This is a genomic window from Paragemmobacter kunshanensis (assembly GCF_011059185.1).
Taxonomy (GTDB): Bacteria; Pseudomonadota; Alphaproteobacteria; order Rhodobacterales; family Rhodobacteraceae; genus Paragemmobacter; species Paragemmobacter kunshanensis.
The window spans coordinates 25,624-40,162 of the sequence record NZ_JAALFE010000011.1 but is presented as its reverse complement, the minus strand read 5'-3'; the positions used below and the strand labels follow the sequence as shown (position 1 = coordinate 40,162).

Here is a 14,539-nt window from a genome sequence, read left to right as displayed (position 1 = left end):
GATGGTCCTCCGGGGTCAGGTTGGGAATTCGGCAAGGCGCAGGCGCGCATCGCCGGACGTGGCTTGGTTCGGGTCGTGAAGGGGCCGCAGGCGGACAAGCGGTCCGAGCGCGGCAAGCGTCGCGAAAAGCAGCGCGATTTCGATGTGGTAGACGAAGGAATAGCCCATCGACGGATCGGCAAGGCCGGGGCCGAGGGTTCCTGCGGTGGCAAGGTGGCCCACGACGTCGCGGATCGTGCCGCCGAGGAAGATGGAGACGCCCTGCGCCGTGGCCTGTGCCGCGCCCCAAGCGCCAAGCGCGATGCCCGCGCCGGCAAGGCCGCCCACGGACATGGTCATGGCGACGGTCAGGGTGGCGATGGCAAAGAGCCCCGCGCCAAAGCCGATGAGGCCCGCCCCCGCGAAGAAGAGCGCAGTGGAATGGAGCGGGGCCGCGAAGATGACGGCGGAGAAGGCGGCGATCCCTGCAAGGATGCCGCGCGCGGCAAGGCGGTAGGGATCGGTGCCGCGTGCCAGCCAGCGGGCGGCGAGGATGAACCCGGTCAGCGCCCCCATGGCCGACATGGCGGTAAGGAAGGTGGTCTGCGAGACGCTCAGCCCGAGGATTTCACCGCCATAGGGTTCGAGGAGGACATCCTGCATGGCAAAGCCCAGCGTGCCGAGGACGACGACGACAAGCAGCCTGCCCGCCGTGCCGCCTGCCATGAGATCGGCCCAGGCATCGGCAAAGCGGGGGCGGGGTTCTTCGCGTTCCGCCTTGGTCATCGGGCGGAAGCGTTCCTGTTTCCACAGCGCGATGAGGTTGAGGATCAGCGTGGCGAGGCCGCAGCCCTGCACGACCTTGACCAGCGTGAGCGGGTCGAAGTTCTGCAGAAGCCAGCCGATGGCCAGCGCCGAGATACCCATGCCAAGGAGGTTCGCCACATAGAGCAGCGCCACGACGCGGGGGCGTGTCTCGTCGGAGGCGCGGTCCGAGGCCAGCGCGAGGCCTGCCGTCTGCGTCATGTGCATGCCGAGGCCGGTCATCAGGAAGGCGATGGCGGCGAGGGTTTCGCCCGCATAAGGCACCTCGAACGTGCGGTCGCCGGAGAGGACCAGCAGGGCGAAGGGCATGACGGCAAGCCCCCCCATCTGCCAGAGCGAGCCGAACCACAGGTAGGGCACGCGCTTCCACCCCAGCGCAGAGCGGTGGGTATCGGAACGGTGGCCCAGCAGCGCGCGGAAGGGGGCGACGAGGACGGGGATGGCGATCATCGCGGCCACGATCATGGCGGGGACCGAGAGTTCCACGATCATCACGCGGTTCAGCGTGCCGAGCAGAAGGACCTGCGCCATGCCGACCGACACCTGAAACAGCGACAGCCGCAGGAGTTGTGCCAGAGGCAGCCCTTCGGAGGCCACATCTGCGAAGGGCAGCCAGTTGGCGGTGAAGCGTTGCAGGTCTTTCTTGCGGAGGATCATGCGCGATACTCCAGACATTCGGAAATGTAGAAGCCGCGGCTGACGCGTTCGACGCGTCCCAGGTCGCCGCCCGTATGGCGGGCGATGGCGCGCCAGTCCTGCGGGATCATGGTGGGCGAGCGGTCGGCGCGCGGGAAGGCCTTGCCGATGGTGAAGAAGGTCATCAGGAAAGGCGTGCGCGGGGCGACGGTAAAGGTGATGTGGCCCGCTGTCCGGTCCGCCAGCTTGCGCAGGGCGGCCGCGATGTCGGGGGTGCGGTAGTAGATCAGGCTGTCCATCGCCATGACGAAGTCGAAGCGGCCATGGCTCGTGCAGGTCATGTCGCCGCTGGCGAAGGTGACGCGAGGGCGCAGGTCTTCGGTCAGGCGCGCCTCGGCAATGGCTATGAGCTGGGGCGAGATGTCCACCGCCACCACATCGGCCCCGCGCGCGGCGAGTTCCGCCGTCATCAGCCCGGTGCCGCAGCCAGCGTCCAGCACGCGTGCGCCGGTCAGGTCGGCGGGCAGGCGCGACAGCATGATGGCGCGCATCCGGTCGCGGCCTTCGCGGACGGTCTGGCGGATGCGGCTGACGGGCGCATCAGAGGTCAGGCGCTCCCACACCTTGGTGGCGCTGCGGTCGAAATAGTCCTCGACGCGGGAGAGCGTGGCGGAATAGTCCTGCATTCTCAGTCAAATCCCAGAAGTTCGAAGATATCGCGGTCAGGCAGCGGGTCGGGGGTGGACCCCGGCGCCTGCACCGACCGCCAGAGCGTATCGGCCAGCCGCAGGTATTCGGCGCGGGCGGTGATGATGTCGTCCTCGTCATCCATCTCGAACAGCGTCTTCTTCTTCAGGCGCGAGCGGCGGATGGCGTCGATGTCGGGCATGTGGGCGAGGCGGTTGAAGCCGACCTTCTCGCAATAGCGGTCCACCTCGTCCGTGGCGCGCGAGCGGTTGGCGACGCAGCCTGCGAGTTGCACCTTGTAGTTGCCGGATTTCGCCTGAACGGCGGCGATGATGCGGTTCATCGCGTAGATCGAGTCGAAGTCGTTGGCGGTGACGATCACCGCGCGGTCGGCATGTTGCAGCGGCGCGGCAAAGCCGCCGCAGACCACGTCGCCCAGCACGTCGAAGATCACCACGTCGGTGTCTTCCAGCAGGTGATGCTGCTTCAGCAGTTTCACCGTCTGCCCCACGACATAGCCGCCGCAGCCGGTGCCGGCGGGGGGTCCCCCCGCCTCGACGCATTTCACGCCGTTCCAGCCGGTGGCGACGTAGTCTTCCGGGCGCAGCTCCTCGGCGTGGAAATCGACCTCCTTCAGGATGTCGATCACGGTGGGTTGCAGGCGGCCCGTCAGGGTGAAGGTCGAGTCATGCTTCGGGTCGCAGCCGATCTGCAGCACGCGCTTGCCCATGACGGAAAACGCGGCCGACAGGTTCGAGGAGGTGGTCGATTTCCCGATCCCGCCCTTGCCATAGACGGAAAAGACCTTGGCCCCTTCGATCTTCATCGAAGCGTCCTGATGCACCTGCACCGAGCCTTCGCCATCCAAGCCTTTCAGCAGGGGGATTTCGTCTCTGGGGCTCATGCGTCATTTCCTTTCGAAATGGTCTTCGTCTCGGGGAAAATACCCCGGGGGGTGCGGGGGGCTGGCCCCCCGCTCCGGCAGTGGTCATGGGTGCGCGTTTGGGTCATTCCGCCGCGATCCCTTCCAGCCGATCCTCAAGCTCGTCCGCGGCGCGTTGCAGCGCGGCGAGCGTGTCGGCATCGGGTTGCCAGTAGTTGCGGTCCGACGCCTCCAGCAGGCGCTGGGCCATGCGCGAGGAGGCTTCGGGGTTGAGGGCGGCCAGACGGCGGCGCATCGCCTCGTCCAGCACGAAGGTTTCCGACAGGCGCTGATAAACCCAAGGATCGACCTGTGCGGTGGTGGCGGACCAGCCGAAGGTGTTCGATACCTGCGCCTCGATCTGGCGGACGCCTTCGGCGCCGTGGCGGAGGAGGCCTTCGAAATACTTGGGGTTCAGGCTGCGCGACCGGGTTTCCAGCGCGATCTGATCCTTCAGTGTGCGGACGGTGCCGCCGCCGCGCGTCTGGTCGCCGATATAGACCGGGGTTTCCTGCCCGCCGCGCGCGCGTTTCACGGCGCGGGCGATGCCGCCCAGCGTGTCGAAATACTGGTCCACCGTGGTGACGCCCAGTTCCACGGATTCGAGGTTCTGATAGGCGAGGTCCACGTCCTTCAGCGTCTTTTGCAGGAGGGCCGCGTTCTGCGTGGCCTTGCCGTTGCGGCCATAGGCGAAGGATTTGCGGTTTTCATAGGCGTCGGCGAGTTCGTCTTCTTCGCCGAAGGCCGAGGACCCCACCATGATGTTGACGTTGGACCCGTAGGCCCCTTCGGCATTGGAAAAGACGCGCAGCGCGGCGGTTTCCATGTCCACGCCCATCTCGTCGGCATAGGCCAGCGCATGGGCGCGGATGAAGTTCTGGGAGATCGGTTCCTCGGCCACGGCGGCCTTCCATGCGGCCTCAGCCAGCATCCGGGTTTGCAGCGGCAGCAGGTCACGGAAGATGCCGGAAAGGGTCATCACCACGTCGATGCGCGGGCGGCCAAGTTCGGCAAGCGGGATGAGGTCGGCCCCGCAGAGGCGGCCGTAATGGTCGAAGCGGGGCTTGGCCCCCATGAGCGCCAGCGCCTGCGAGAGGGGTGCGCCGTCGGATTTGATGTTGTCCGATCCCCAGAGGACCAGCGCCACGGTGCGCGGCAGGGTGGGGTGGGTGTCGAGCAGGCGCTGGGCTTGGCATGTGCCGTCCTTCAGCGCGAAGGCGGTGGGCATGCGGAACGGGTCGAAGGCGTGGATGTTGCGGCCCGTGGGCAGGATGTCGGTGGACCGGATCAGGTCGCCGCCGGGGACGGGGCTGGTGAAATGGCCGCCAAGCGCGCGGAGGATGGCGGGGATTTCGGTCTGGGCCTGCAGCTTGGCATCCAGCGCCTCGGCCTCTGCCCCCGTCGCGCCGATCAGGTCGATGTAGTCGCGGCGTTCATTCGGCCCCATTGGGCGGCCAAGGACGTGCAGCCCGTCGGGGATCAGCGCGCCTTCGGTTTCCAGCAGTTTCACCCAGAGTTGCGCGGGGTCCGTGGGGTCGAGGTCCACGGCGCGGGACTGTTCCACGATCAACTCCCACAGGTCCGCACGGTCCGGCGCGTCATCCGAGGCGGCGCGCCAGCGGGAGAGGGAGTCCTTGAGGTCTTGCAGGCCTTTGTAGAGGCCCGACTGGGCAAGCGGTGGCGTCAGGTGGGTGATCGTCACGGCGTTCGACCGGCGCTTGGCCAGCGTCGCCTCGGACGGGTTGTTGGAGGCGTAGAGATAGACGTTGGGCATGTTGCCGATCAGGCGGTCGGGCCAGCAGGTTTCGGACACGCCCGCCTGTTTGCCCGGCAGGAATTCCAGCGCGCCATGCATCCCGAAATGCAGCAGGACATCGGCGCGGAAATCGTCACGCAGCCAGCGGTAGAAGGTCATCATGGCATGGGTCGGGGCGAAGCCCTTTTCGAAGAGAAGGCGCATCGGGTCGCCCTCGTAGCCGAAGACGGGTTGCAGGCCGACGAAGACCTTGCCGAATTGCGCGCCGAGGATCATCACGCCGCGCCCGTCGGTCTGCAGGCGACCGGGGGCGGGGCCCCAGACGCGTTCGACGTCGGACAGCCAGCGCGTTTTCGCGACCATTTCGGCGGCTGGGATGATGGTGTGGACGTTGGCGGGTTGGCCATACATGCGCGACGTGCCGCCCATGACGGCCTCGCGCAGATCGTCCAGCGTGGCGGGGGGCGTCAGGTCGTAGCCTTCGGCGGCCATCGCGTGGAGCGTGTTGAAGAGGCTTTCGAAGACGCCGAGGTAGGCGGCGGTGCCTGCCGCGCCTGCGTTCGGGGGGAAGCCGTAGAGGACAACGGCGACCTTGCGTTCGGCCACTTGCGACCGGCGCAGGGCGGTGAGGCGGGCGGTCTTGTCGGCCAGCGCGTCGATGCGTTCGAAGCAGGGGGCCATCGCGCGGGTGGTGATCGCCTCTTCCGACGCCGCGCGGCAGTTCAGCTTGCAGCCCGCGCAGCCGTTCAGGTCGTGGCGGCCGGCAAAGACGGTGGGGTTCGTCGCGCCGTCGATTTCCGGGAGCGCGATGAGCATGGTGGTTTCCACCGGGCCGAGGCCGCCGCCCGACGCGCCCCATTGGCCCAGCGTCTGGAATTCCAGCGGGTGGGCGGCGATGTAGGGGATGTCCAACTCTTCCAGTGCGGCGACGGCGGCGGGGCTGTCGTTATAGGCGGGGCCTCCGACGAGGGAGAACCCGGTCAGTGACACCATCGCGTCGGTGCGCCCCTTGAAGAAGGCGTCGATGGCGGGCCGACCGTCGAGGCCCCCGGCGAAGGCGGGAAGGACGGCGATCCCCTTGGCCTCGAAGGCCCGGATCACCGCGTCGTAATGGGCGGTGTCCGAGGCGAGGATGTAGGACCGCAGCATGAGGAGCCCCACGGTCGAGACCGCTCCCACCGGGCGGGGGAGGTCCGCCACGTTGGTGGTGATGCGCGCGGCGAGGTCGGGGTGGTAGAGCCCGACATCGGGATAGTCGACCGGGGGTTTGGCCGAAACCGCTTTCCAGTCGCGGTTGGCCGAGTAGCGCGAGACGAGGTAGCGGATCATCTGTTCGATGTTGTCGTCCGACCCGCCCAGCCAGTATTGCATGGACAGGAACCAGGCCCGCAGGTCCTGCGCCTTGCCGGGCAGGAAGCGGAGGATCTTGGGCAGCCGCCGCAGCATCTTCATCTGCTTTTCGCCCGACGATCCCGAGGGGGCGTTCGACCCGCGCAACTTCTTCAGCAGTTGCATGGCGGCGGAGGCGGGTTTGGACATGTCCAACTCGCCCATCCGCGTCATCTTCACGATCTGCGGATCGGCGATGACGCCGACGAAGGCATCCAGCCCATCGCGCACGGCGCGCAGGTCTTCGATGACGGCGGTGATATGTTCCTCGATGAACAGAAGGTTTGCCACGACGATGTCGGCGGCGCGGATCGCGGCCTTGGCGCGGGCCAGCGCCACGGGGTTTTCGGCCCATTCGGCGGCGGCGTGGATCGACACTTCGATGCCGGGGAAGTCCTTGGCCAGCGCGGGGGCCACGCGGGCGGCGGGGCCTGCGGCATGGGCGTCCAGCGTTACGATGACAAAGCGATAGACACCGTCGCCCCGGGTCGGGACGCCCAATTCTTCCGGCGATGCATAGCGATCATCGCGCATAATGGGCCTTTGCCTCATACAGGGTGTCGACGCTGATCTCGAACAGGCCGCGGTCGGTGGCATAGCGTTCGGTGTTGCGCTTGGCCTTGCCGCGCACGAAGAAGGGGATCTTCTTCAACTCGCGCTCGGCATCGGGCAGCCAGACCACCTCGCCCGAAGGCGTGATGATCGGGATGTCCGGGATCATGGCGGCATAGCGATCCAGCGGCGCAGACAGGTCTTGCCCGGCCGGAACCACATAGGTCGGCAGCTCCTCCTCCTGGCGCGGCACGGCCTTGCCGCCGTGATGGCTGGCCCCGGCTTCGTCATGGAATTCGAAATCCTCGCGGAACATCGTCAGAAGATGTTCTTCCAGCCCCATGACCAGCGGATGGATCCAGCTGTCGAAAATGACATTCGCGCCTTCGAATCCCATCTGGGGCGAGTAGCGCGCCGGGAAGTCCTGCACATGGACCGGGGCCGAGATGACGGCGCAGGGAATGCCCAGCCGCTTGCCGATATGCCGTTCCATCTGGGTGCCGAGGATCAGTTCGGGTTGCAGGCGGGCGATTTCGGCCTCAACCTCCAGATAGTCGTCGGTGATCAGCGGCTCCACGCCATAGGCCTTGGCGGCCGCGCGCAGGGGACGGGCAAATTCGCGGTTGAAGCAGCCCATGCCCACGACTTCGAAGCCGATCTCGGTCGCCGCGATGCGGGCGGCGGTCGTGACATGGGTGGCGTCGCCGAAGATGTAGACGCGCTTGCCGGTCAGGTAGGTGGAATCCACCGAAGCCGACCACCAGGGAAGGCGCAGACCACTTTCATCCACTTTGGCAGACAAGCCCGTCAAGGCGCTGACTTCATGCAGGAAATCCCGCGTCGCCCCAACCCCGATGGGAACGATCTTCGTATAGGGCTGGCCACAGGCGCGTTCCAGGTGGCGCGCGGCGGCCTCGCCGGTTTCAGGGTAGAGCAGCACGTTGAAATGCGCCTGTCCCATACGGGCAATGTCGTCCGGCGTCGCGCCCATGGGCGCTGCCACATTGACGCTGATGCCCATCAGCGACAGCAGCCTCGTCACTTCGGTCACGTCATCGCGGTGGCGGAACCCCAGGGCGGTGGCGCCAAGAAGGTTGCAGGTGATGGCTTCCGTGCGCGGCATGGGCTGCGCCAATGCCTTTACGATCTGGTAGAAGGTCTCGTCCGCGCCGAAATTCTCCTTCCGCTGGTACGAGGGCAGGTCCAGCGGGATCACCGGGATGGGCAGGCCCAGCGCCTCGGCCAGGCCACCCGGATCATCCTGGATCAGTTCGGCAGTGCACGAGGCCCCGACGATCATCGCCTGCGGCTGAAAGCGGTCATAGGCGTCGCGCGCGCTGTCCTTGAAGAGGTTCGCCGTATCGCCGCCCAGATCGCGGGCCTGGAAGGTGGTAAAGGTGACCGGCGGGCGGTGGTTCCTGCGTTCGATCATGGTGAACAGCAGGTCAGCATAGGTATCGCCCTGCGGGGCATGCAGCACGTAATGCATCCCCTTCATGCCGGTCGCCACGCGCATCGCCCCCACATGGGGCGGGCCTTCATATGTCCAGAGCGTCAGCTTCATTCGGCGGCCTCCTTGCGGAGGATCGCCTTGCGGCGCAGCGGGCGCGAGAAGAGGCCGGCAAGATCACCCGCCTGTTCGTAGAAATGCACCGGCGTGAAGACCAGTTCGATGGCCCATTTGGTGGCAAAGCCTTCGGCCTCCAGCGGGTTGGCAAGGCCCAATCCGCAGACCGTCAGGTCCGGGCTGGCCGCACGCACACGATCCAGCTGCTTTTCGACATCCTGCCCCTCGCTGATCACCGGGCCCTTCGGCAGAAGATCAAGGTCCGGTCCGACCAGCCCTTCATGCAGATAGGGGGTGCCCACCTCGATCGCGGTCATCCCGCATTCGCGGACCAGAAAGCGCGCCAGCGGAATCTCCAGCTGGCTGTCGGGAAAGAAGAAGACGCTCTTGCCCCGCAATTCCGCGGCCTGCGCGGCGATGGCCTTCTGCGCCCGGGCGCGCGGCGCGGCGATCACGCTTTCGAACAGGTCCCGCGGCACGCCGAATTCATCCGCGATGGCCCGAAGCCAGGCGGTCGAGCCTTCCTCGCCAAAGGGGAAGGGGGCCGGGATATGCCGCGCCCCGCGCCGGATCAGCGCGGCATGGGTATCGCCAAGAAACGGCTGGACCAGCGCGAAGACGGTGTTTTCCCCGACATGGGGCAATTCCCCGGCCCGATGCGCGGGCAGAACCCGGATCGGCCCGATGCCCATGGCCGAAAGCAGGGCAAGGCACTGATCCTCCACCACATCCGGCATGGCACCCACGATCAGAAGATCGCGCGCCGCCGTCGGGGCAAGCGTCGGAACCATCGCCGCAAGGCAGGCATCCTCGCCCTGGGTGAAGGTCGTCTCGATCCCTGATCCGGAATAGTTGTAGACCCGGACATGCGGGGCATGCTGCTGGTTCAGGCGTTCCGCGGCGCGGGCCAGATCCAGCTTGATCACTTCGGAAGGGCAGGAGCCCACCAGGAACAGCTGCCGGATGTCGGGGCGGCGCGCCAGAAGACGGCCCACCTCGCGGTCAAGCTCTGCATTCGCATCGGCCAGCCCCGCCAGATCCTTCTCTTCGAGAATCGCTGTCCCGAAACGCGGCTCGGCGAAGATCATCACCCCTGCCGCCGATTGCAGCAGATGCGCACAGGTCCGCGATCCGACGACAAGGAAAAAGGCATCCTGCATCTTGCGATGCAGCCAGATGATTCCGGTCAAGCCGCAGAACACCTCGCGCTGGCCCCGTTCCTTCAGGACCGGGGTGCTGCGGCAGCCGTCGGAAGGCAGGTCGAGGCTCATGCGACCACCTCCGCCATGGTGCGGTTTTCCTCGACGGTCTCGGCCTCTGCATCAAGCCGGGCAAGGCGCAGTTTCCACAGGAACTGACCCGCATTCACGACGTAGGTGGCATAGGCCGCAAGCGCCAGGAACATCAGTTCGGAAGGGCTGAGGTATCCGGTGTAAAGTGCCCAGATATAAGCAGAATGCAGCGCGATGACGGCAAAGCTGAAGACGTCTTCCCAGAAGAAGGCGGGGGCAAAGAGGTACTGGCCGAAGACGACCTTCTCCCAGATCGCGCCGGTCACCATGATGACATAGAGAAAGCCCGTCTTGACGATGATCGAAACGGTCGCAGCAAGGTAGCCTTCCCCCGTCCAGAGAAAGCGCAGGACAAGCACCACGGACACGGCAAATGCAACGAACTGGGCAGGGGCCAGCAGGCCCTGCACAAGCGTCCATTTCGTGGCATCACGCCGGGCGCGTTCTGCCTCTGTGTAAAGCCGCCTGCGCGGTGTCTTGCTCGGACTCGGGTGCATCTTCAGACGCCTCTCCTTTCGGCTCCTCGCTGGGAAAGGTTAGCGCCGGGTGTGGAAGTGTCAACTGAAACTTACACATTGATCTCGATCCGGAAATGCAGGCCTTTCGCCGGAAAACCCGAAGAAACAGCCAATAACGCATATAATTACAGCGTATTCTCATGTGTTTTGCGGGCAAAAGATTCTTTTGGCTCTGGGGGTGTCAATTTGCTTTGACAATCTAGAACCAAAGGCGGACAGTAATTGAAGGCCATCTGTAGGGGGGTGCGCGTCTGCTGATGCGCTGGACTTGCGGGGCCGTGGAGCCAAGAATGGAACAGGGACTGCAACTGAAGGCGGCGCATCGGGCCGACGGCCAGATGGGCGGCGTTTCGCAATTCGCAGCGGATGTCGTCGCGCGGCTCGTGACGCGCGACGGGGGCGAGGATCCCGTCATCCGGGAGGATGTCTTCGACCGGTTCCTGCGGGCAATCCTGTCGGGCAATCTGCGCAGTTTCGAAGAGATGAAGCCCGAACTCCGCCGCAGCCGCCTCAGCCCCGATGTCTTTGCCGATGTCTACATTCCCGAAATGGCCCGGCGGCTTGGCCTGGCCTGGGAATGCGACAGGCTCAGCTTTGCCGAAGTGACAATGGGGGTGGCCCGCATGCAGGCCATCCTGCGCGACATCGGGGCGAACTGGTCGGCCGATGCCCAGGGGCCGCGTGTGGGGCCGACGCTTCTTCTGATTCTGCCAAGTGGCGAACAGCACACGCTGGGCGCAATGGTGCTGGCCGGCCGCCTGCGCCGGGTCGGGATCTCGGTCTCGCTGCGGATCGCGCCGACGGCTTCGGAACTGTCCAGGCTTCTTGCCCAGCGCAGCTTTGACGGGGCGATGGTCTCCATCGCTTCGGGTGGCAGGCTTGAATCTTGCCGTGCAGTGGTAAAAGCGCTTAAAGAGTCAGGAAAGTCTGCGTTGAAGGTGGTGGTCGGCGGGGCCATTGTCGACGGCACGGAGGAAATCGTGCGGAACACGGGGGCCGATCTGGTGACAAGTGATCTTTCCCACGCGCTGCTGGCGCTGGGCATTCACATCGGACAGGCCGCCCTCGAGGAACTGAGTTGACCCATGTCAGGGCCGCTTCCCGCAAGGCAGCGGCGCAAGATCGGATAGAGCGTGACGACCGACGGTAGACATTTGCTCAATGGCGGAAAGTTGCCGCTGATCGCTCCCGATCTCCTGAGCGAGATCCTTGCGACTGCGTCAGATATTGCCCTGCTCGTATCGCCGTCCCGCCGCATCATTTCCGTTCTCGTCAATCCCCATCACCGCAGCTTCGGTCAGCTGACCGATTGGGAAGGGTCAAATCTGCGCGATGTGCTGACGGATGAAAGCCTTCGCAAGCTTGACGCGCGGCTGGCTGGCATGCAGGGCGCACGCCATGGCGACACGGCGGTTGAACTGAACCACGCCGACCAGTCGAACTGGGAATTTCCCGTCCGCTATTCGCTGCATCGCATCGGGGCGGACGACTCGATCCTGATGCTGGGGCGCGACCTGCGCCCGATTGCCGAAGTGCAGCAGCAACTCGTTCAGGCCCAGCTTGCGCTGGAACGCGACTATGAAACGCAGCGGGAAATGGACACGCGCTATCGCGTCCTGATGGAGGTGATCCGCGATCCGGTCGTGATGGTCTCCATGTCCTCGGGGCGGATCACCGACATCAACCCCGCAGCGGCGCAGCTTCTGGGCGGCAGCCGGTCGGATCTGATCGGCGCGGCCATGGCGCAGGAATTCGAAGGCCGTCGCCGGGGTGAGTTTCTGGAAAGCCTCGCCAATCTGGCGGTTGCGGAAAGCGCGCTGCCGGTCGAATTGACGGCGCGGCGCTCGCAGAAGCGGCTATTCCTTTCGCCCACGGTGTTTCGCGCGGCGGGCGAGCGGATCCTTCTGTGCCAGATGGACATGACGAAGGGCGGCCCTGCCTCGCAGGATGAATTGGGCGACAACCTTTCGCGGCTTTACCACGAAGGCGTCGACGGGATCGTCTTCGCCGATGGCGAAGGCAATATCCGCGCGGCGAATGAGGCCTTCCTGAACCTGACCGATACCGCCAACATGGCCGCGGTGCGCGGTCGGTCGCTGACCGATTTCCTCGCGCGGGGGGCCGTCGATCTTCGTGTCCTTCTGGACAACGTGAAGCGGACGGGCCAGTTGCGGCTTTATGCGACGCGCCTGACGACGGATTTCATGGGGCAGATCGCGGTCGAGATTTCTGCGACGTGGCTGAATGACAGGCCCAATCCGGTGCTTGTCCTCGTCGTGCGCGATGCCAGCCGGGCCGAGACGCTGCGGCGCCCGGCTTTTGGCCAGCCTGACGATGGCGTGCGCAATGTGATGGAACTGGTGGGATCCAGCACGCTGAAGGACATCGTCGCCGAAACCACCGATGTGATCGAAAAGATGTGCATCGAAACCGCGCTGGAACTGACGCGGAACAACCGCGTTGCGGCGGCGGAAATGCTCAGCCTGTCGCGGCAGTCGCTGTATGTGAAGCTGCGGAAATATGGCCTGCTGAACAAGGACGGCGAATAGGCGCGCAACAGGGCCACCTGTCCCGGGTGCATTGCTGTGCTGCGCTGTCGCGACAATGGCCTCCCCCGCTCCTGGCATTCTGCCCCCCCGCTTTCGGCCTGTCCTGATGCAGGCCGCCCTCACCCCTGAAATTGTCGTTTGAAATTGACATACGTCAAGGTCTGAACGCGAAAAACTGTCAACTTGCGTTTACATAATGCAGGGGGACAAGATGCGTATCGTTTTCATCCACCCGAATTACCATTCCGGCGGGGCAGAGATTGCGGGGAACTGGCCGCCCGCCTGGGTGGCCTATCTGACCGGCCACCTGCGCCGCGCCGGTTTTGATGACATCCACTTCATCGACGCGATGACGCATCATATCGGCCATGATGAGCTGCGCGCGCGGCTGATGTCGCTGAAACCCGATGTGGTGGGTCTGACGGCCATCACGCCCGCAATCTACGAGGCCGAGGAAACCCTTCGCATCGCGCAGGAAGCCTGCCCCGATGCCTTGCGCGTTCTGGGCGGCATCCATGCCACCTTCATGTTCCGCCAGGTGCTGGAAGAGGCGCCCTGGGTCGATGTGATCGTGCGGGGGGAGGGGGAAGAGATCCTCGTCAACCTGATGGAGGCGGTGCGGGATGGGCTGTGGCCGGAGGGGCGGCGCAAGATACGCGGGCTGGCCTTCAAGGATGGGGATGAGATCGTGGCGACGCAGGCTGCGTCGACGGTGAAGGATCTGGATGCGATCGACCCGGATTGGTCGATCCTTGACTGGGACAAGTATATCTATGTGCCTTTGGGCGTGAAGGTCGCGATCCCCAACATGGCGCGGGGCTGTCCCTTCACCTGTTCCTTCTGTTCGCAATGGAAGTTCTGGCGCGATTACCGGGTGCGCGATCCCAAGAAGGTGGCGGATGAGATCGAGCGGCTGGTGACGGATCACGGGGTGGGGTTCTTCATCCTTGCGGACGAGGAGCCCACCATCAACAAGAAGAAATTCGTCGAATTCTGTCAGGAGCTGATCGACCGCGGCCTGAACGAGCGGGTGACCTGGGGGATCAATACCCGCGTGACGGATATCTACCGCGACCGCGATCTGTTGAAGTTCTACCGCAAGGCGGGGCTGGTGCATGTGTCGCTGGGGACGGAAGCCGCGGCGCAGTTGAAGCTGGACCTGTTCAACAAGGAAACCACCGTCGCCGAGAACAAGGAGGCGATCCGCCTGCTGCGCGAGGCGGATATCTTCGTCGAGGCGCAGTTCATCGTGGGACTGGAGAACGAGACGAAGGAGACGCTGGAAGAGACGTTCCAGATGGCCTGGGACTGGCAGCCGGACCTTGCCAACTGGTCGATGTATACGCCTTGGCCGTTCACTCCGCTGTTTCAGGAGATACGGGATCAGGTGGAGGTGTTCGACTTTTCGAAGTACAATTTCGTCACGCCCATCATGAAGCCTGCCGCGCTGACGCGGGGGGAACTTCTGGACGGGGTGATGAAGAATTACCGCCGTTTCTACATGCGCAAGGCGCTGTTCCATTATCCGTGGCGCGGGACGGGCTTCCGGCGGCGCTATCTGCTGGGCTGCCTCAAGGCGTTTCTGAAGGCGGGGGTGGGGCGAACCTTCTATGACCTTGGCAAGGCGGGCTATTGGGGGCCGCAGACCAAGGGGAAGGTGGATTTCCACTTCGACGAGACGCGGACGATTGCCGATGCCCAGATGGCGGATTGGGAGGCGAGCGCCGACAAGGCCGCGAAGGCCGCCGAGCGGCGGGCGGCAGTGAAGGCGCAGATGGCGGAGCGGGCGGAGGAGCGGAAGTTCAAGATGCCCGAGGTCGCGGCCTGTGGCGGCGGCAAGCAGCAGATGGACGAGGAGGCCTGAGGT

The 14,539-nt window shown here is 65.0% G+C and carries 10 protein-coding genes; 3 read left to right on the top strand and 7 right to left on the bottom strand.

Annotated elements, in window-relative coordinates; genetic code table 11:
• Positions 1–15 precede the first annotated feature (15 nt).
• The 7 genes from G5V65_RS12230 to bchF all read right to left on the bottom strand — a co-directional run bounded on the left by G5V65_RS12230 (position 16) and on the right by bchF (position 10,102).
• Entirely contained in the window at positions 16–1,461 is a 1,446-nt protein-coding gene (locus G5V65_RS12230) for a PucC family protein (protein WP_165050452.1), read from the bottom strand.
• Positions 1,458–2,126, bottom strand: coding sequence for a magnesium protoporphyrin IX methyltransferase (bchM, locus tag G5V65_RS12225; RefSeq protein ID WP_165050450.1), 669 nt, complete (start codon positions 2,124–2,126; stop codon positions 1,458–1,460). Before bchM ends, G5V65_RS12230 begins: the two co-directional genes overlap by 4 nt.
• 2 nt (positions 2,127–2,128) lie before the next feature.
• Positions 2,129–3,031 carry a ferredoxin:protochlorophyllide reductase (ATP-dependent) iron-sulfur ATP-binding protein gene (gene bchL / locus G5V65_RS12220; protein WP_023665094.1) on the bottom strand — a complete coding sequence of 301 codons (903 nt, stop codon included), beginning with the start codon at positions 3,029–3,031 and terminating at the stop codon, positions 2,129–2,131.
• Positions 3,032–3,134: 103 nt separating this feature from the next.
• Positions 3,135–6,728 carry a magnesium chelatase subunit H gene (locus tag G5V65_RS12215; RefSeq protein WP_165050448.1) on the bottom strand — a complete coding sequence of 1,198 codons (3,594 nt, stop codon included), beginning with the start codon at positions 6,726–6,728 and terminating at the stop codon, positions 3,135–3,137.
• Positions 6,718–8,310: a ferredoxin:protochlorophyllide reductase (ATP-dependent) subunit B gene (gene bchB, locus G5V65_RS12210; RefSeq protein ID WP_165050446.1), complete on the bottom strand. Its 1,593-nt coding sequence runs from the start codon at positions 8,308–8,310 to the stop codon at positions 6,718–6,720. The genes G5V65_RS12215 and bchB overlap by 11 nt, the downstream gene beginning before the upstream one ends.
• Positions 8,307–9,584, bottom strand: a complete 1,278-nt coding sequence (locus G5V65_RS12205; RefSeq protein ID WP_165050443.1) for a ferredoxin:protochlorophyllide reductase (ATP-dependent) subunit N — start codon at positions 9,582–9,584, stop codon at positions 8,307–8,309. The genes bchB and G5V65_RS12205 overlap by 4 nt, the downstream gene beginning before the upstream one ends.
• Complete coding sequence (bchF, locus tag G5V65_RS12200; protein WP_165050441.1) at positions 9,581–10,102, bottom strand: 2-vinyl bacteriochlorophyllide hydratase; 522 nt, start codon at positions 10,100–10,102, stop codon at positions 9,581–9,583. The genes G5V65_RS12205 and bchF overlap by 4 nt, the downstream gene beginning before the upstream one ends.
• A 311-nt stretch (positions 10,103–10,413) precedes the next feature.
• On the opposite strand from bchF, the gene G5V65_RS12195 reads away from it, so the two are divergent.
• The 3 genes from G5V65_RS12195 (at position 10,414) to bchE (ending at position 14,536) form a co-directional block, all read left to right on the top strand.
• On the top strand, positions 10,414–11,205 hold the full coding sequence (locus tag G5V65_RS12195; RefSeq protein ID WP_165050439.1) for a cobalamin B12-binding domain-containing protein: 792 nt from the start codon (positions 10,414–10,416) through the stop codon (positions 11,203–11,205).
• Positions 11,206–11,277: 72 nt separating this feature from the next.
• Positions 11,278–12,672 (top strand): transcriptional regulator PpsR, encoded by a 1,395-nt coding sequence (ppsR, locus tag G5V65_RS12190; protein WP_165050680.1) that lies wholly within the window; start codon positions 11,278–11,280, stop codon positions 12,670–12,672.
• A gap of 211 nt (positions 12,673–12,883) precedes the next feature.
• A complete protein-coding gene (bchE, locus tag G5V65_RS12185; RefSeq protein ID WP_165050437.1) occupies positions 12,884–14,536 on the top strand; it encodes a magnesium-protoporphyrin IX monomethyl ester anaerobic oxidative cyclase in 1,653 nt (550 codons plus the stop codon).
• Positions 14,537–14,539: the final 3 nt, after the last annotated feature.